This window comes from Wohlfahrtiimonas chitiniclastica DSM 18708 (assembly GCF_000375345.1).
GTDB lineage: Bacteria > Pseudomonadota > Gammaproteobacteria > Cardiobacteriales > Wohlfahrtiimonadaceae > Wohlfahrtiimonas > Wohlfahrtiimonas chitiniclastica.
The window spans coordinates 494,512-512,531 of the sequence record NZ_AQXD01000001.1 but is presented as its reverse complement, the minus strand read 5'-3'; the positions used below and the strand labels follow the sequence as shown (position 1 = coordinate 512,531).

Annotated in this window: 17 protein-coding genes; 4 read left to right on the top strand and 13 right to left on the bottom strand. The window is 44.1% G+C overall.

Features of this window, described 5'->3' with window-relative positions:
* Window positions 1-223: 223 nt before the first annotated feature.
* Both B143_RS0102300 and B143_RS0102295 read left to right on the top strand, forming a co-directional pair.
* Window positions 224-1,141 (top strand): homoserine O-succinyltransferase, encoded by a 918-nt coding sequence (locus B143_RS0102300; protein ID WP_008314778.1) that lies wholly within the window; start codon window positions 224-226, stop codon window positions 1,139-1,141.
* A gap of 93 nt (window positions 1,142-1,234) precedes the next feature.
* On the top strand, window positions 1,235-1,834 hold the full coding sequence (locus B143_RS0102295) for an NlpC/P60 family protein (protein WP_018122027.1): 600 nt from the start codon (window positions 1,235-1,237) through the stop codon (window positions 1,832-1,834).
* Window positions 1,835-1,873: 39 nt separating this feature from the next.
* On the opposite strand, the gene B143_RS0102290 is transcribed toward B143_RS0102295, so the two are convergent.
* Complete coding sequence (locus tag B143_RS0102290; protein WP_018122026.1) at window positions 1,874-2,311, bottom strand: DUF2262 domain-containing protein; 438 nt, start codon at window positions 2,309-2,311, stop codon at window positions 1,874-1,876.
* 2 nt (window positions 2,312-2,313) lie between these two features.
* Window positions 2,314-3,186 (bottom strand): NAD(+)/NADH kinase, encoded by an 873-nt coding sequence (locus B143_RS0102285; protein WP_018122025.1) that lies wholly within the window; start codon window positions 3,184-3,186, stop codon window positions 2,314-2,316.
* 66 nt (window positions 3,187-3,252) lie between these two features.
* Between B143_RS0102285 and selD the strand changes: the two genes are divergently transcribed.
* Together selD and B143_RS0102275 are read left to right on the top strand one after the other, a co-directional pair.
* The gene (gene selD, locus B143_RS0102280) at window positions 3,253-4,293 is read left to right on the top strand and encodes a selenide, water dikinase SelD (protein WP_081601009.1); all 1,041 of its coding nucleotides are present in this window, start codon (window positions 3,253-3,255) and stop codon (window positions 4,291-4,293) included.
* 74 nt (window positions 4,294-4,367) lie between these two features.
* Window positions 4,368-5,765: an O-antigen ligase family protein gene (locus tag B143_RS0102275; RefSeq protein WP_018122023.1), complete on the top strand. Its 1,398-nt coding sequence runs from the start codon at window positions 4,368-4,370 to the stop codon at window positions 5,763-5,765.
* A 48-nt stretch (window positions 5,766-5,813) separates the two neighbouring features.
* Here B143_RS0102275 and purD read toward each other — a convergent pair whose 3' ends face one another.
* From purD to purE, 11 genes are all read right to left on the bottom strand, one after another.
* The gene (purD, locus tag B143_RS0102270) at window positions 5,814-7,076 is read right to left on the bottom strand and encodes a phosphoribosylamine--glycine ligase (RefSeq protein ID WP_018122022.1); all 1,263 of its coding nucleotides are present in this window, start codon (window positions 7,074-7,076) and stop codon (window positions 5,814-5,816) included.
* A gap of 3 nt (window positions 7,077-7,079) precedes the next feature.
* Window positions 7,080-7,979: a restriction endonuclease gene (locus B143_RS0102265; protein WP_018122021.1), complete on the bottom strand. Its 900-nt coding sequence runs from the start codon at window positions 7,977-7,979 to the stop codon at window positions 7,080-7,082.
* 197 nt (window positions 7,980-8,176) lie between these two features.
* Window positions 8,177-8,590 (bottom strand): c-type cytochrome, encoded by a 414-nt coding sequence (locus tag B143_RS0102260; protein WP_008314795.1) that lies wholly within the window; start codon window positions 8,588-8,590, stop codon window positions 8,177-8,179.
* Between the two features lie 15 nt (window positions 8,591-8,605).
* Window positions 8,606-10,186: a flavin monoamine oxidase family protein gene (locus B143_RS0102255; RefSeq protein ID WP_018122020.1), complete on the bottom strand. Its 1,581-nt coding sequence runs from the start codon at window positions 10,184-10,186 to the stop codon at window positions 8,606-8,608.
* Between the two features lie 785 nt (window positions 10,187-10,971).
* Window positions 10,972-12,513 carry a bifunctional phosphoribosylaminoimidazolecarboxamide formyltransferase/IMP cyclohydrolase gene (gene purH, locus B143_RS0102250; protein WP_018122019.1) on the bottom strand — a complete coding sequence of 514 codons (1,542 nt, stop codon included), beginning with the start codon at window positions 12,511-12,513 and terminating at the stop codon, window positions 10,972-10,974.
* Window positions 12,514-12,515: 2 nt separating this feature from the next.
* Window positions 12,516-13,088 (bottom strand): phosphoribosylglycinamide formyltransferase, encoded by a 573-nt coding sequence (gene purN / locus B143_RS0102245; protein ID WP_018122018.1) that lies wholly within the window; start codon window positions 13,086-13,088, stop codon window positions 12,516-12,518.
* A gap of 53 nt (window positions 13,089-13,141) precedes the next feature.
* Window positions 13,142-14,152, bottom strand: a complete 1,011-nt coding sequence (gene purM, locus B143_RS0102240) for a phosphoribosylformylglycinamidine cyclo-ligase (protein ID WP_018122017.1) — start codon at window positions 14,150-14,152, stop codon at window positions 13,142-13,144.
* Window positions 14,153-15,553 carry an amidophosphoribosyltransferase gene (purF, locus tag B143_RS0102235; RefSeq protein ID WP_018122016.1) on the bottom strand — a complete coding sequence of 467 codons (1,401 nt, stop codon included), beginning with the start codon at window positions 15,551-15,553 and terminating at the stop codon, window positions 14,153-14,155. It abuts the gene before it with no gap.
* A complete protein-coding gene (gene purC / locus B143_RS0102230) occupies window positions 15,550-16,263 on the bottom strand; it encodes a phosphoribosylaminoimidazolesuccinocarboxamide synthase (RefSeq protein ID WP_008314810.1) in 714 nt (237 codons plus the stop codon). Before purC ends, purF begins: the two co-directional genes overlap by 4 nt.
* Window positions 16,263-17,390 (bottom strand): 5-(carboxyamino)imidazole ribonucleotide synthase, encoded by a 1,128-nt coding sequence (gene purK / locus B143_RS0102225; protein WP_018122015.1) that lies wholly within the window; start codon window positions 17,388-17,390, stop codon window positions 16,263-16,265. The genes purC and purK overlap by 1 nt, the downstream gene beginning before the upstream one ends.
* Window positions 17,391-17,885, bottom strand: coding sequence for a 5-(carboxyamino)imidazole ribonucleotide mutase (purE, locus tag B143_RS0102220; protein ID WP_018122014.1), 495 nt, complete (start codon window positions 17,883-17,885; stop codon window positions 17,391-17,393). It lies immediately after the preceding gene.
* Window positions 17,886-18,020: the final 135 nt, after the last annotated feature.

Genomic DNA, 18,020 nt, shown 5'->3' with positions numbered 1-18,020 from the left:
ATCCGAAATGGTTTGATACTTTTCAGTCCAACAATGTTACTAAAGTAAACTTAAACATGACCCACCCATCCGCGTTAATGATGATGCTTTAGAGAGTTACTCAATTGAGTGGCTCTCGAACCTTACTGTAGAGTCACTCTAACGCTCATCTTTACCCAAAAATTGATCCACCAGAGTGACAACACTCTGGTTTTTTTATGGATGAAATAAAAGGAGAACAACCATGCCCGTGATTATTCCGGAAAACTTACCCGCTTCACAAATTCTCAAAGATCATGGCATCTTTGTGATGAATCCAGAGCGTGCAAATACACAGGACATTCGTCCGGTGCGCATCTGTATTTTGAACTTAATGCCTGACAAAATCACCGCAGAAACCCAATTGCTCAGTAAACTCAGTAATGGCATTTTGCAAGTGGACATCACGCTACTGGCCATTGAAAACCACACCTCTAAAAACACCAAGCAAGTGCATTTAGATGAATTTTACCGTTTTTTCAGCGACATTGAAGATGAGTATTTCGATGGCATGATCATCACAGGTGCACCTATTGAGCTCTTAGACTTTGAGGAAGTGACCTATTGGGATGAATTGACCAAAATCTTTGAATGGAGCAAAACCCATGTGTTTGCCTCCCTCTTTATCTGTTGGGGCAGCCAAGCGGCCTTGAAGTATTTTTATGGCATCGAGAAGAACATTTTCAAAGAGAAATTAACAGGTGTATTTGAACACATCAAAGAAAAACCCGATTCTAAACTGCTCATTGGCATGGATGATCTTTTTTATGTGCCACAATCACGCAACACAGAGAGTGATCCGATTGCCACGCGCAATCACCCTGAATTAGAGGTGATCGCAAGCTCTGAAGTCTCTGGCATTCACTTAGTGGCATCAAAAACGGGTCGCCAAGTCTTTATGAGTGGTCATCCTGAATATGGTAAAGAGACTCTCTTAAAAGAGTATCAGCGTGACTCTGCCCTAGGCATGATGACCATTCCGAGCAACTACTTTAAAAATGATGATCCCACTCAAGCCATTCAAACACGATGGATGAGTGCATCGAGCATTTTCTTCCAAAATTGGCTCAATTATTTTGTCTATCAAGAGACAGATTATGACTTTACGTCAAAAAAATCGTAAATCATCCTGATTAAATGTATAAATTATGGATCAGAAATCATTTTCTGATCTATAATCATTCATCCCTTTTGAGACAATGCAGAATGAATGATTATGAATAAGATTTTTTCGGTTGCCCTGGTATCCCTTTTAACGGTGGGTTGCGCAAGTACACAGACACAAAAAAGCGCCCCGATTGTTGCTCAAGCAAGCGTTGCCACAAGCGCTCAACCTAAAGCAAAACCTGTCGCAAAAACAAATGTGACGGTCAGCGCCGCACCCGCAGCCTTAAGAGACAGCCACGTTGTCACCACGGCACTGCAAAATCAATTAAAACAATGGAAAGGCACGCCCTATAAATTAGGCGGCAACTCTTTAAATGGCATCGATTGCTCTGCCTTTGTGCAGCGCACCTTTACAGATAAATTTGCCATTGCCATACCACGCACAACGATCGCACAAAAATCTGTGGGCATTCAGATCGCAAAAGAGGATTTAAAACCCGGCGATCTCATCTTCTTTAAAACCAATTGGGGACAAAATCGCACTGGTCTTCATGTGGGCATTTACAATGGGAACAATCAATTCATCCACGCCTCAACCTCTAAAGGCGTGATGACCTCTTCATTGAATGACAAATATTGGAAACAACGTTTTTATCAAGCACGCCGCGTGCAACAAAGCAAAAGCACGCAAGTGGCACTCAATACCTAGTCACAATAAAAAAGCAGCAAACGCTGCTTTTTTTACTGCTTAAAAACTGATGTGCTCCTCAATGTGCACATTAATGAGCTGATAATCATAATCAAAACTCAAAATGGCACGGTTGCGCCATAAAAGCTCTAAATCATCAGTATATAACTCAATTTTATCTGAATGCATCACAATCGCATCGAGGGAGACAAAGTCAAAAAACTCCTCTAATGTGTATTCTGCTTCCCCTTCGCTGAGCCAATCGCGGTTTTTAAGGGTCAATAATGCCTCTAATCCTGCAATGAAAGCATCTTCAAAGGCTTCACTTTCTAGGAATGCCAATAAGCGATCACCTAAAGCTTCTGCTTCTAATGCATCGCCCACCAGGTTAATTTTAAGGGGCATGTCTGACAACTCAATGCTGCCTGCATAGCCTTGTAAAGCGGCTTCATAGGTCAATTCACCCAACACAGGGTGCACAAATGTGGAATGGTCCATAATTATCGTTCTCTCTCAGGGTGATGACCCCAGTTTAATTTTGCACGTAAAATTTCAAAGTAGTTGTAGTTTTCAGGATGCACCAGTGTGATTTTTGAGGCATTACTAATAAGTTCAAGCTCATCACCCTTATCAAAATCAAACACCACTTGCCCATCGCAACTGACGCTCACTTCATGGCGCACGCTCTCTTTCAATGCCACTTTGATTTTTAAATTCGTGGGCAACACAATCGGGCGATGGCTGAAGGTATGCGGTGAAATGGGCACCACAAGCACAGCAGACAATGATGGATAAACCAAAGGCCCGCCCGATGACAATGCATAAGCCGTTGAGCCTGTGGGCGTTGCAAAAATCACGCCATCGGCCCAATAGCTGGTTAAATATTTATCATCCACAAACACATCAAGCTCGATCATGCGAGAGATGCTGCGCTGATGAATCACCACATCATTTAAGGCAAAAGAGTCGAATTTACCGGGGATTTTCACACGAATGAGCTCACGATCCTCCGTTTTATATTCACCTTTTAAGATGTGAATTAAACTCTCTTCAAGCTCTGTTTCGCGGATGTCCGTCAAAAAGCCTAAGCGTCCTAAATTGATGCCTAAAAATGGAATGTCTAAATGGCACGCCTTACGGGCAATGCCTAAAAATGTCCCATCGCCGCCAAAGATGATGATCAAATCACAATCTTTCACGCGATCTTCTAGCAATTGCTTAGATTCAGCGCTATCATTCGGGGGCAAGGCCAAGGTGACCGTTGCACAACCATTGCGCTCAAAGATGGCCTCAGCCGTTTTCATCACTTTAGCAAACGATGGATTGCTTACGTTGTTTCGGCTCACCAAAGCAATTTTGTTAAAATTGTTCATATCGGCTTCGTATATCAGTGGTTAAAGTGCTAAACTTTAACCTATTCTTATGGGATTGAAAAGGTAATGTCTGAGATAAAATTAACGCAATATAGCCACGGCGCCGGATGAGGCTGTAAATTAGATCCCAAGGTTCTTGGGGAGATATTGACAGGCAGTGGCATACAAACCTCTGATCCGAATTTATGGGTGGGCAACCAGTCACGCGATGATGCTGCGGTTTATGGCATCGATGCAACGACGGGGATTATCTCAACCACGGACTTTTTCATGCCAATTGTGGACGATCCCTTTGATTTTGGGCGCATCGCAGCCACAAATGCCATCAGCGATGTCTATGCGATGGGCGGTAAACCCATCATGGCGATTGCGATTTTAGGCTGGCCTTCTCAAAAACTCCCCCCAGAAGTTGCACGCACCGTGATTGCAGGCGGACGCGCCACCTGTGAAGCCGCTGGCATCATTTTAGCAGGCGGCCATTCCATCGATGCACCTGAACCAATTTTTGGTTTAGCGGTGACAGGCATTGTGGACAAAGCGCATTTACAACGCAATGACACCGCACAAGTGGGCGATGCCATCTTTTTAACCAAACCCATTGGCATTGGCATCTTAACCACCGCAGAAAAACGTGGTTTACTGCGCAGTGAAGATCAATTCACTGCCCGTGACATTATGGTAGAGCTCAATCAAGCCGGTGCACGATTTGCCCTTGAGCCTTATGTGCATGCCATGACAGATGTCACAGGTTTTGGATTGATTGGCCATCTCTCTGAGATGACCGAAGGCAGCAATGTCAGCATTGAGCTCGATTGCGCAAACATTCCGCTCATTGATTCTGTGCGCCATTATGAGGCTTTAGGATCAATGCCAGGCGGTACCTTTAAAAACTTGGCAAGTTACGAGCATTTAGTGACGCATAATGATCAATTTGACGCTTATCAACATCTTCTGGGTGATCCGCAAACAAGTGGCGGTTTATTAGTGTCTGTAAGCGGCGATCATATTGATGACTTCCAGGCGTTGTGCAAAGAGGAAGGGCTTGGCCATTTAGAGCCCATTGGCCACATCATTGCCCCACAAGCCCATAAAATCATCCTAAAATAATGGTGGTGCCATAGTCTCTGATGAAGCTATGGCTTATACTACATGCCTAAACAAAAAAGATAACAAGGCACACCATGACAAAGGGGACACATTTAGTATTGCATCGCATCATCATTTATCTCACGCTCATTTGGCTCTTTGGTTCGTTTGCAGGGATCGACCTCAATCCTTGGATTGATGATTATTACAATGAATGGCGCATGGGGGAGATCATTTTATTGCTGTTCAGTGCCGTCGGGCTCATCCTGTTGCCGAGTACTGAACTGCGTCACCACCGCCATGCCCTAAAAATCGCCGCGCTGATCAATGGTTGTTATGTGCTGTTGCTGATCTTTGGCATTCATAATGTGACGGCATATTTAACCTTAAGCCTCAATATTCTATTGGTGATGGCGTTTCTCTACTTTGCAATGGCATTCAAAAAAGATCAAGCTTGGTTCAATCATGCCCTTGCGGTCATTGCATTAACGCCCATTCCCAGCATTATTTATCTTTTCACCAGTGTTATGATTCAAATCACTGACCCAACTTACACAAGCGTTGGGCACAATACCTTTGGCAACATTCGTTATTTTAATGATGCACTGTTGCCGTTACTCATGATTTTATGGTTGCGCCCGGGCTTTCTCGCCAATCAACGCTTCACACCATGGATTTTTATTTTAAGCACCTTATACCTCTTCGTTTTTTTCTATGATGGTGCTCGCGCCGTTTTACTGTCCCTCACCATCGGAATACTCCTCATTATGGTCTTAGGACAACATAAACGCGCTGCGTTAACATTGCCCTTAATGACAGTCATTTGCGCATTCACTTTATATGTGGTCTTTAATGTTTTGATGCTGCAAGATGCACAAATGCATGGTTTAGCTCGCACAAGCTCATCGGGTCGGATAGATTTGTATCTTTTCTCCTTACAATCCTTCATGGACAATGTGTACGTTGGCATGGGTGCAGGTCATTTTATCTTCGAAGATGGCAATCAATTGGCTCACCCCCATAGTTTCATGCTCTATTGGCTGGCTGAGATGGGCTTAATGGGGCTGATGCTCAATTTATTGTGCCTCTATTTATTGGTGCGCTTGCTGTCATATGCGGATCAACTGCCGGCTTGGCTTTGGGTCAGTGTTTTTGTATTGATGAGTAATGGTGCGTTGTCTGGCTCCTTAATTTACCCCATCAGTCAATGGCTGACTTTAATGTTGATGGCCTATGCTTATGCGGCACTGCCGAGCACATCAACCGCTCAGCCTCTTGCCCCTGTAATTTATGTTGATGGCCATAAAGGTTTGGCCGTCATTGCCAGTATTCTCATCATGCTCAGTACATATTATGCATGGCCATACATTCGCCATGAAATGCTCTCACGAGAAACGGATGCCACAGATGATCCGATGCTCATCAATAGAGCCTTTGGCCCCGCAACTTGGCAGTACAATCCCATCATCGCTTGGCCAAGTGAATCAAAATAGCGCATCAAAAAGCCGATACGATTGTATCGGCTTGATCGCATATTAACATTAGCCCTTAAAACGATGACCAATGTCTGTACGGTAGAATGTGCCCTCAGTTTCGATCTCTTTCATCAAGGCATACGCATGAGCTTTGGCTTCATCAAAGGTTTCGCCTAAACCTGTCGCCACCAAAATGCGCCCACCATTTGACACCAATTGCCCTGCTTTTTCTGCAACGCCTGCATTGAAAATCATATTAATGGATTCATCCACTGCCAAAGTTTTCAATGGATAACCTGTTTCAGGCTGCTCAGGATAACCTTTTGATGCGAGCACAACACCCACGCAATAGCCTGATTTCCACGCAACGCTTGGCACGTGATTGTCACTTAACATCGACAAAATCACATCAACCAAATCGCTTTCTAAGAGCGGTAAAATCACTTCAGCTTCAGGATCGCCAAAGCGCGCATTAAACTCAATGGTTTTAAAGCCCTCTTTCGTTAAAATCAAGCCGCCATACAAAAAGCCTGTAAAGGGCATGCCTTCCTTCACTAAGCCATCGGCCACCGGCTGCATGATGGTTTTGACAGCAATCGCAGTCTCTTCACTCTCTGCTGTAAAGCATGGCGCATAAGCCCCCATTCCACCTGTGTTCGGGCCTTCATCATTGTCATATGCACGTTTGTGATCTTGCGCCATCATCATCGGCACCACTTTGTTGCCATGCACAAAGCACATGAGGGAATATTCATTGCCCTCTAAAAACTCTTCAATCACGATGCGCGCGCCAGCGTCCCCAAAGCGATTGTCTTCTAACATATCCACCACACACGCTTTGGCTTCATCCATCGTTTGTGGCAACACAACACCTTTACCCGCGGCTAAACCATCGGCTTTGATCACAATCGGCACACCCACTTTTTCAAGGTACGAAAGCGCCTCATCCACTTGTGTAAAGGTTTGGTGCGCAGCGGTTGGCACACCATAGCAATTCATGATCACTTTGGCAAAATCTTTACTGCCCTCAATTTGTGCGGCTGCCTGTGTTGGCCCCCACACTTTAATGCCGCGCGCTTGCATTTGATCGGCCACACCTGCCACTAAACTCGATTCAGGGCCAATGATCACCAAATCAATCGCATTCGCTTCTGCCCAGTTTGCCAGCTCATCGCTCGCCGTTTCATTGATGTTCACAAGGTGCGCCACATCTTTCATGCCCACATTGCCAGGCGCCACATACACTTCTGATACTTGAGCGCTTTGTTTCACTTTCCATGCCAATGCGTGCTCACGCCCGCCTTTACCCACGATTAAAATTTTCATCATTCACTACTCACTGTCAAAAAAGTCAATATCAATTGTTTTTACTACGTATGCTTGCTGATCGCTGACACCTATGTTGTACTCAATCATCAATTTCGTTAAAAGTTCCCCATCCACGAGCACCACTTTTGCACCATTTTTTGGGAAGAACTTTTGAGCATTTTTAGAAAACTTACCGGTGGTGATGAACACCCCTTTATTTGCGCCATGATAACCTGTCAATGCCCCCACAAAGTCACGAATGGCAGGCTCACCCACAGTGCCTTGCCAACGTTTGGCTTGCACATAGATATTATCTAACCCCAAGCGGTCGGCTTTAATGATGCCATCAATGCCGCCATCACCCGTTTGTCCGATCACAGCCCCTGCATCCTCCATTGAGCCACCGTAACCCATGGCCAAAAGCAGTTCAATCACCAGTTTTTCAAAAAATGCAGGCGATGCGGAAAGAATCTTCTCTTTTAAGCTCAACGCCAATTGTGTGTTGATTTCATGATGCGCAGCCTCTAAGCGCTCTAAACTTGTACGATCCACCTCTTTTTCTTTTGGGATTTGTGGCGCACGCGAGGCTTGCATAAAAGCTGCAAAGGATGGGAATTGCATCAAAAACTGGTTATTGATGGCGTCAATGTCTGCATCTTTAGCGATGCGTCGACCCGCTTTGGTGATGCTCAGCATGCCGCGAGCTTTCGATTCTAATAAGCCACTTTTTCTTAAATAAATCGACGCCCAACTGATGCGGTTGGTGAGGACAAGTTGCCCACTTTTTAATTTTTGTTGACGGGCTTTTTCAGGAATATTAAGTTGTTCGACAAGTACATCGCTGAGCGCGCGCGTACTGATGGATGTGTGCTGAGCGACGCATTGCAAGATTGGTAACATTAAATCTTGATAACTCGGCAGCATGCCTTAAATGCCCCCATTCATCACAGGGTCATCGAATACAAGAGAATTCGGCGGTTGCGGCATATTCATCCTATTGACAACAATCAGGTTCATCAAAGGTGAACATCATACCATTTATTTGATGAATAATTGAGAGATGATGTAAAAAAAGGCAACCTCATCAGAGGTTGCCTTAGGATCATCGTTTGACCGAACTGTTAGTTCAAGTCGTTATATTGATAATCTTTCACACGCATTGGTGTCACATCTTTCGCTGTGATGCCTTTATCGATGCCGTTAAAGTTTGAACGCACATAGTTCACAACGTTTGCGATTTGTTCATCATCTAAAATGCCACCTAATGCTGGCATGCCATGCAAGCCATACAATACAACAATGCTTGGGTAAGCAGGTTGTTGTAATTTAGGGTTGTTCACAAGGCTTGGGTAGAAACCTGCGCCGACTGCACCTTTACCATCTGGCATGTGGCAACCTGCACAAGAAACTGCATAGATTTCTGCGCCATCGCGTTTTGTGATCACAGTTTTATCGTTCACACCGCCTGCACCATCAGCAAATACAAGACTGCTCATTAAGCTGAATAAAGCCGTGCCTAAAAGAAGTTTTTTCATTTCATCGTCCTCAGATTATTTTGATGCTCTTGCGTGTAATTGGCCAATGGCTTCGAGTGCAGATAAAATCGCACCTTCTTGCCATGCAGGGATGTAAGAAACATGCTCACCTGCCAATACTACGCGGTTGTCCATCGTGGAGACATTTTTGAAATGCTTAGCACGTGTATCTTCTGTCCATAAACCATAACAACCTAAGGTTGATGGCTGACGATGCCATGCCACAGAAATACCATTGTCAAACTCTTTAACCGCTTGAGGATGGATTTTTTGGAAGTTTTCCATCACTTTTTTCATGCGCTCTTCAGGTGTTTTTGCAGAGAATTCAAAAGAGTTGATGCCGAACAAGTAAGAACCTAACACCACACCTTTACCTTTTGAGAGGTAATCTGTGCTTGGGTAAGAGATCTGACCAATCGGTAAATCAGTGAATGTTACGCCACCATAGATTTGTTCATCTTCTTCCCAGAAGCGACGCTTGAATTGGATACCCGCTTTAAAGCTTGTGGCATAATGCACCGCTGCGATACCGCTTTTCACTGGCGCGCTTAAGTTGTTTGGAATCTGCGCTAAAATTGAGAATGGAATGGTACATACGCAGTAATCTGCTGTTTCCACCATCTCTTTATCACCATTGGCACGATCTAAGTACGTAACAGTTACGCCTTTATCGTCTTGGATCAATTTAGTCACTTTAGAGTTCAAACGAATGTTGGACATCAAACCTTTAGCAATCGCTTTAGGTAATTGATCCATACCGCCTTTGGGTTGGAAGATTGTGGATGCATATTCATAATCGAAATGCATGTTCAATGCTGACCATAAGCGTGAAGACAATACGTCATTGAAATCTAAAGGTGTCGATGGAATGTTGTCATGTGTTGCATTCGCATCTTGTGCCCAACCACGGAATGGTGAACCGCTAGGTCCTGTGTAGCGATAGTTTTTATCTAAACCGCCCCACTCTTTGATGGACTCTAACAACATTTCTTTGTTTTCTTTAGTGACCGCTTCATCCAATTGATTTTGGTTGATGGATTTGGCCAATAATTCATTGGTGTAACCACGGAAATCAGAGAAGATCTCACGGTATCTTTGTGGTTTGCCACCAAATGCTTGAGAGTTGTGTAAGTATGCATTTTGGTTCACTTGTTGGAACGGTTGCATTTCTACGCCAAACTCACGTGCATAATGTAAATAACCTTGGTGATGGTAAGGAATGCGCCAAGGACCAGGATTTAAATATAAACCTTCGTCAAATTCACATTTTTGTGTATGACCACCTAACTCAGTGTAAACGTCGCCACCACGTAAAGACCATGCACGACCACCGACTCGGTCATTAAAGTCTAAGATCTTAACATTGTAACCCGCTTTTTTAAGCTCATAAGCAGACACTAAACCTGCAAGACCTGCCCCTAATACGAGGACAGTTGCGCCTTTAGGTGCATTGCTTAAATCTGGTGTGCCTTTGAAATCACTGTTGTTCATGAATCCAAACGCCATCATGGAATTGTAAAGTGCAAATCCACCGGCCGTCGCACCGATCATTTTTAAAAGGTCGCGACGCTTCATTTCTGTAGCCTGTTCAGCCATAATTTTCCTCACTACTCTGACATTTGCTTGACATTTATCACTAAAAACAGTTCATTTTCATGACAAGCATCAAAACAATAAATTCTAACTGTGCCACCAAGAGCACAGGCAGCGGATCATAGCACAGTGATTTTGAAAGACATGCTAAATTTTTATACGCATTTTATTATTATTTTTCAAATACTTAAAAACTTGACTTTAAAATAGTTGATAAAAAACAGTAGTTTTTTGATTTATATCATTGACTAAATATAAATTTTTAAGATCAAAAAAATCGTTAATTAAACAAAGGATAATTGTCATATTTCTGGCATTTTTTTATCAAACAGCAATCATTATTGTTTGATAATTAGTCAGTAAAATCGGATACAAAGTGCACAAAATTACTATATATTTCTTATTTTTCAATCGACTAGTTTGTAACAACAATGTAATAAAGACCTTTTACCCATGGCTTTTAATGTTTCAATAATTGATTGATTCCATAAAATACTGAATGCATCAATAAATTGGCCATTGCCCCATAAAAATGGCAGTTTGTATAGATTTTAACCACATTTTCGCTATATATATCTTTATATGACAAGGATTTGGCGCGAATAACAAGCGCAATAAAGCTTGTCTATGAGCCTCATAAAGAGAAATGATCATATAAAAATGGGGGAAGATGATGCTAAAGATGGATGATACAATCGGCATTAGGCAGCATTGCACTGCCAACCGAGGATGATGGCGCCTTTGCTTGAGGGAATTGCCATCATCCTCGGTGACCGTTTTAACTCATATTAGTGTTTAAAGTGACGCTTTTTCGTAAAGACCATGGCAATGCCGTATTGATTGGCCACATCAATCGAATCTTGATCCTTGATGGAACCGCCCGGTTGAATGATGGCTTTAATGCCTGCTTTGGCCGCGATCTCTAATGTGTCTGCCATTGGGAAAAATGCATCCGATGCCAATACATTGCCTTCAGCTTCACTGCCCGCTTGCTCTAAAGCGATTTTAGCTGCGCCCACACGATTCATTTGACCGGCGCCAATGCCCAATGTTTGCCCCGCTTTAGCAACGACAATGGCATTTGATTTCACATGTTTCACCACTTTCCAAGCAAAGAGCAAGGCTTCTTTCTCTTCATTCGTTGGCGCGCGTTCTGTGACAATCTCAAAGTCATCGAAGTTAATGGCACCACGATCTTTCGTTTGCACCAATAAACCGCCATTGACCGCTGTTGTGGTGTATTCACCATCAAGCTCAGAAACCATCGCAGGATTTTCCAATAAACGAATATTTTTCTTCGCTTCTAAAATCTCACGCGCTTCGGATGTGAATGCAGGCGCAATGATGATCTCTAAGAAAATCTTGCTCATTTCTGTCGCTGTTTGTGCATCAATCACCTGATTCGTGGCAATGATGCCACCGAAAATGGAGGTGGAATCGGCTTCAAAAGCCTTTGTCCATGCTTCAAACAAAGTTGAACCGGTGCCAACGCCACATGGATTCATGTGCTTGACAGCAACCACCACAGGCTCTTTATATTCAAGCATGATGTTCACAGCCGCATTACCATCTTGAATGTTGTTGTAAGAGAGCTCTTTACCATGCAATTGCTTGGCATATGCAAGGGCATTGCTTTCTGCTAAGGGCGTGCGATAAAACGCCGCGGCTTGATGTGGGTTTTCCCCATAACGAAGCGCTTGCTGTTTTTCAAACGTTAATGTCAATTTTTCAGGGAATGCATCGCCTAATGTGCGCGCGAAGTAATCGGCAATCAATGCATCATATGCCGCGGTGGTTTGAAACACTTTAAGGGCTAAACGCTGACGGGTTTCAAAGGTGGTGTCACCATTTGCTTTGATCTCTTCGATCACCACTGCATAATCGGCAGGATCTGTCACCACGGTCACAAATGCATGGTTTTTAGCCGCAGAGCGCAACATAGAAGGGCCGCCAATGTCGATGTTCTCAATCGCGTCTTGATACGTCACGCCTGGTTTAGAAATCGTCTCTTTAAAAGGATACAAATTCACACACACCAAATCGATGTACTCAATGCCATTGTCCGCCATCGCTTTTGTATGGTCTGCATTGCCGCGAATGGACAATAAGCCGCCGTGCACTTTTGGATGCAACGTTTTCACACGGCCATCCATCATTTCAGGGAATTCTGTGATCTCTGAAATGTCTTTGACGGCAATGCCTGCATCAAAAATGGCTTTTTTTGTCCCACCTGTTGAGATGAGCTCATAGCCCAAGTTCGCCAACGATTGAGCAAATTCAACAATACCAGCTTTATCGCTGACGCTTAATAATGCACGCTTTGTAGACACAACTACTTCTCCTTTGTAAACAACATTTCTAAAGTGGCAGGATACAATCCATGCTCGACGGCATGGATCATGTACGCCACTTCCTCAAGTGACTCATTGCCTGTTAATTCAATGGCTTTTTGGGCGATGATTTCGCCAGTGTCCATACCTTCATCCACATAATGAATGGTGACACCGATTTTTGTTGCCTTTGCGCGATACGCTTGGCCAATGGCATCTTTGCCTTTATAGTCTGGCAATAATGAAGGATGGATATTGATGATATGGCGTGGATAAGCATTTAATAAAGTCTCCCCAACTAAACGCATAAAACCTGCAAGCACCACCCATTGAACGCCAAGCTGGCGCATTTTTTCAACCAATACAGCTTCATATTCTGCTTTAGAGGCATAATCTTTGGCACTAAAAACAAAAGTTTCTAACCCTTCACGTTCAGCTTTTTCAATGATGCCCGCACCTTTTTGATCACACACCACTAAAACAACTTCAGCTTGTAATTTGCCATTGTTGATCCATTTCATAATGGCATCAAAGTTGGTTCCGCTGCCTGAACCAAACACTGCAATTTTCGTCATGATTCATCCATTTAAATGAAAACCCCAAATACAGAGGATTTGGGGTGATTGAATTATTGGAAGGTGATTTGCCCGGAATCTGTCACTTTACCGATGATTTTCGCATCTGCATTGTGGGCAAGAATGCGTTCAGCATCCTCTTTAGCCACCATCAACATAAAGCCGATCCCCATGTTAAAGACGCTGTACATCTCTTCTTCAGGGATGTTGGCTGTTTCTTGTAAAAATGGGAAAATGGCCGGCATGTCCCATGAGCCTTTAACAAACTCAGCGCCCATGCCTTCAGGCAATGCACGCGGTACGTTTTCATAAAAACCACCACCGGTGATGTGCACCATTGCGTGGACTTTAGCTGCTTTCAATAACTCTAAAACAGGACGCACATACAGCATCGTTGGGGTCAATAACACTTCCCCAAGTGAGCGATCAAAGCCCGGATACGTTTCATGCAAAGATAAACCATGATTTTTAATGATGTGGCGCACCAATGAGAAGCCATTGCTGTGAACACCGCTTGATGGCAAGCCAATGATCACATCGCCCACTTTTACGTTCTCTTTTGTGATGCGCTCATCTTTTTCAACCGCGCCCACTGCAAAGCCTGCAATGTCATATTCGCCATCTTGGTAAAAACCTGGCATCTCTGCGGTTTCACCGCCAAGCAATGTGGCATTTGATTGTCGGCAACCTTCTGCCACACCAGCAACAATCGCTTCAATTTGTGCCGGATTGTTCGCGCCGCATGCAATGTAATCTAAAAAGAATAGAGGCTCAGCGCCTTGCGTTAAGATGTCATTCACACACATTGCAACAGCATCAATACCGATGGTGTCATGAATGTTCATCTCAAAGGCCAATTTTAATTTGGTGCCAACGCCATCGGTGCCTGACACTAATACTGGCTTTTGATATCCCAATTCAGATAAGTCAAACGCCCCACCAAAATCCCCAAAGAGATTCATCGCGCCAAAACGCATGGTGCTCATCACATGTTTTTTGATGCGCTCAACAGACTCATAGCCTGCTTCTAAGTTTACGCCTGCTTCTTTATATGCTTGACTCATTTATGCCTCATTAAACTGAATATTCGTGGGATAATGGTTGGTGAAACAACCCATGCACAAACCGCAATTTTCACCGCGATCCGCAGAGTGCCCTGTCGCTTTGATTAAACCTTCGGGACTTAAAAATGCTAAGGAATCCACATCAATGTAACGGCGCATATCTTCCACCGTTTTTTGATGCTGCGCCAATAACTCACGCGGATTTGTGGCATCGACGCCGTAATAACATGGATATTTAAAAATCGGGGAAGACACACGCATGTGAATCTCTTTTGCGCCTGCGGTGCGAAGTAAAGATGCAATGCGTTTACTTGTCGTACCACGCACAATCGAGTCATCGATCAAAATGACGCGCTTATCTTTCACAATGCTGCTGATGGCAGAGATCTTCATGCGCACACCGCGCTCACGCAGTTCTTGGGTGGGCTGAATGAATGTGCGCCCGATGTAACGATTCTTAATGAGCCCCATTTCATTCGGCAAACCTGACGCTTCTGCATAACCAATGGCGGCAGAGATGCTTGAATCTGGCACGCCAATGACGATGTCTGCATCAATGTGCGCCTCTTTGAAGAGCTCAATGCCGCTGCGTTTACGAACAGCATGCACATTTTTACCCTCTAAATCACTGTCAGGGCGCGAGAAATAGACATATTCCATCATGCAAAGGGCATGGGTGCGCTCTGTCTCTAAAAAGCTTGAGATCACTTCGCCATTGTCAATGGTGATCACTTCACCCGGTTCTACATCACGCACAAACGCTGCACCGACAATGTCAAATGCACAGGTTTCTGAAGCAAACACATAACCGCCGCTTGGCATTTTCCCCATCGATAATGGACGGATGCCGTGCGGATCACGCGCCACATATAAACCGCTGTCATGCAGCACTGTATAGCTATACGCGCCTTCAATCTGCAATAAACTCTGCTTTAAGCGCTCTAAAAATGTGCCTGTACAACGACGCAACAAATGTCCTAAAAGCTCTGTTTCCCCGGAGGAATGAAACACGCTGCCCTCTTTTTCTAAGCGCACTTTTAACTCATCAGAATTCGTCAATGCGCCATTAAAGGCAATGGCAATGGTTTCATCTGTGGTGCTCAAAACGATTGGATGCGCATTGATCACACCGCGTGAGCTGTTTGTGGGATAGCGCACATGGCCAATGGCTGTTGCACCCACTAAACTTTGTAATTTTTTTGGATCTGCAAAGACTTCAGTTAATAAGCCTTCCCCTTTCACGCAGATGATTTTGCCATCCTCTGTCAATGTTGCGATCCCTGCACTCTCTTGCCCGCGATGTTGCAATGCATGCAAGCCATAATAAGTCAGCGTTGCCGCTTCAGGATTCCCTGAAACAGCAAAAACGCCGCATTCTTCATTCAGTTGTTTCATGCTCATTCGGAGCGTTCCTCTAAACGACGATGAATTTCTTGATACGCTTCGATCACGCCACCCATGTCTTGACGGAAGCGATCTTTATCCAATTTTTCATGGGTTTTGCTGTCCCATAAGCGGCAAGTGTCTGGGCTGATCTCATCGGCTAAGACGATGGTGCCATCTTTCATGCGGCCAAATTCGATTTTAAAGTCCACCAAATCAATGCCCACTTCTAACCACAAGGCTTTTAAAAACTCATTGATTTTGAGCATTTCGCTGCGCATGTGATTCAACTCTTCTTGCGTGGCTAAACCAAGGGCAATGGCGTGATCATCATTGATTAATGGATCATTGAATGCATCATTTTTATAGCAGAACTCTAAAATCGGTGGATTGAGTGTCTCGCCTTCGGTTAAACCAATGCGTTTAACCAGCGAGCCCGCCGCAATGTTACGCACAATCGCTTCCAATAAAATGATGTCCACTTTATGACACAACTGTTCACGCTCATTGACAGCTTTGATGAGGTGAGTTTTGATGCCATCTTTCATCAATTGAGCAAAAATCATGCGAGAAATCTCAGAATTCAAGCGACCTTTATCTTCAAACTGCGCCTTTTTCGCGCCATTACCTGCAGTGGCATCATCTTTATAATAGATGATCACTTCATCTGGGTTATTCGTTGAATAGATTTGTTTTGCTTTTCCTTCGTACAACAATGCGTTTTTCATTACTCCTCCTGATGAGTAAAAACAGCGTGAGAAAATTCCTGCGTCTGTTGATCGCACGTAAAGGTCACATGACCGACTTTGCGATTAAATTTGTTCTCTTTTTTACCGTACAAATGGACATGGCCATTGCGCGATAAATGGGGTAAATAGGTCATCAAGGGTTCGATGTGTTGGCCAAGCAAGTTATACATGATCGTGGTTTGGCGAAGCGTGGTGCAGCCTAAAGGCAAGCCACACACAGCACGGATTGCTTGCTCAAATTGGCTCGTCGTACAGCCTTCAATGGTGTAATGCCCTGAGTTATGTGGGCGCGGTGCCAATTCATTAACATAAATCTCATCGCCCTTCACAAACACTTCCATCGCTAAAATGCCCACCACATCATATTTTTCCATGAGGTTTTTGAGCATTGTGTGTAAGCGTTCTGTTAAATCTTCCGATTCATCCATCGAGGCAATGGAGCAATGTAAAATATTATTGATGTGCTCATTGCGCGCCACAGGGAAAGTGACAAACTCGCCATCTTGCCCGCGAACGCCAATGATGGAGGCTTCAAAGTCATAATCCACAAAAGCTTCAGCAATGACGGATGAATCCATCAAGGCAAAGAGTTTATTCGGTAAATCTTCACGCGAACGCACTACGGCTTGCCCTTTACCGTCATAACCACCTTCTGAGGTTTTCACCACAAATGGGAAACCTAATTTCTCTGGCAGCCCAAGCCATTCATCGCCTAAGCTGTCCACCATGACGATTGGCGGTACAGGCAAACCTGCATTGACGATATGCTCTTTCTCACGCATACGATTTTGCGTCATCCAAAGGGGAAAATGTCCTTGGGGAATATTGTTGTATTGTTCATTAAGGCGCTTGACGAGGTCGGCATTGATGTTTTCAAATTCATAGGTCACCACATCACACTTAGCCACAAACTGATTGAGGGCTTCATAGTCGTCAAACTGACCAATGGTGTATTGATGGGCGATGGAAAACGCCGGTGCATGCAATGATGGATCATAGACAGCCGTGAGGTAACCCATGCGGTTAGCTGCTGCTGCAAGCATCTTACCTAACTGACCGCCTCCTATAATGCCGATTGTTTGATTAGGTAAAATGCATCTCATCATCTATTCTCCAATATTAATTTTTTGTTGGAGTACAGAATCACGCTGATCATTTCTGTACTTCTGTAAACGATCTCGCAATGTCGGATCAGCGATCGCTAACATTTGTGTGGCCAATAAGCCCGCATTTTTCGCGCCGGCTGTGCCGATGGCAACAGTAGCCACAGGGACGCCGCCAGGCATTTGTACGATGGATAATAAGGAGTCCATCCCTTTGAGGGCTTTGCTCTCAACAGGGACGCCAATCACAGGTAGTGTAGTCAATGCCGCCACCATGCCCGGTAAATGTGCAGCACCGCCCGCGCCCGCTATGATCACAGAAAAACCTCGATCAACCGCAGATGTGGCAAATTCAAACATTAACTCAGGGGTACGATGTGCGGATACTACTTGCACGTGGTGAGGGACATCAAACTCGACTAATATGTCGATCGCAAACTGCATGGTTGGCAAGTCGCTTTGACTGCCCATAATTACTGCAACTTTTGGATTTTTCATCTCACAAACTTTAAATAATGCAAGTCTATCGGAAGCGCTAGATTATAGGGGTTCGGCTTAAAAATGTAAATACAATTTTGTCTTTATTTGTAAAATAAAATAATTTAATTATCTTTACAGACACCAGCAAAAATG

Excerpts from the sequence above, each read along its gene's own strand:
- purM (WP_018122017.1), bottom strand. The coding sequence starts at position 14,152 with ATGAGTCAAGCATATAAAGAAGCAGGCGTAAACTTAGAAGCAGGCTAT.
- B143_RS0102255 (WP_018122020.1), bottom strand. The coding sequence starts at position 10,186 with ATGGCTGAACAGGCTACAGAAATGAAGCGTCGCGACCTTTTAAAAATG.
- B143_RS0102295 (WP_018122027.1), top strand. The coding sequence starts at position 1,235 with ATGAATAAGATTTTTTCGGTTGCCCTGGTATCCCTTTTAACGGTGGGT.
- B143_RS0102260 (WP_008314795.1), bottom strand. The coding sequence starts at position 8,590 with ATGAAAAAACTTCTTTTAGGCACGGCTTTATTCAGCTTAATGAGCAGT.
- purE (WP_018122014.1), bottom strand. The coding sequence starts at position 17,885 with ATGAAAAATCCAAAAGTTGCAGTAATTATGGGCAGTCAAAGCGACTTG.
- purN (WP_018122018.1), bottom strand. The coding sequence starts at position 13,088 with ATGACGAAAATTGCAGTGTTTGGTTCAGGCAGCGGAACCAACTTTGAT.
- B143_RS0102290 (WP_018122026.1), bottom strand. The coding sequence starts at position 2,311 with ATGGACCATTCCACATTTGTGCACCCTGTGTTGGGTGAATTGACCTAT.
- purK (WP_018122015.1), bottom strand. The coding sequence starts at position 17,390 with ATGATGAGATGCATTTTACCTAATCAAACAATCGGCATTATAGGAGGC.
- B143_RS0102300 (WP_008314778.1), top strand. The coding sequence starts at position 224 with ATGCCCGTGATTATTCCGGAAAACTTACCCGCTTCACAAATTCTCAAA.
- purD (WP_018122022.1), bottom strand. The coding sequence starts at position 7,076 with ATGATGAAAATTTTAATCGTGGGTAAAGGCGGGCGTGAGCACGCATTG.
- B143_RS0102285 (WP_018122025.1), bottom strand. The coding sequence starts at position 3,186 with ATGAACAATTTTAACAAAATTGCTTTGGTGAGCCGAAACAACGTAAGC.
- B143_RS0102265 (WP_018122021.1), bottom strand. The coding sequence starts at position 7,979 with ATGCTGCCGAGTTATCAAGATTTAATGTTACCAATCTTGCAATGCGTC.
- purC (WP_008314810.1), bottom strand. The coding sequence starts at position 16,263 with ATGAAAAACGCATTGTTGTACGAAGGAAAAGCAAAACAAATCTATTCA.
- purF (WP_018122016.1), bottom strand. The coding sequence starts at position 15,553 with ATGAGCATGAAACAACTGAATGAAGAATGCGGCGTTTTTGCTGTTTCA.
- B143_RS0102275 (WP_018122023.1), top strand. The coding sequence starts at position 4,368 with ATGACAAAGGGGACACATTTAGTATTGCATCGCATCATCATTTATCTC.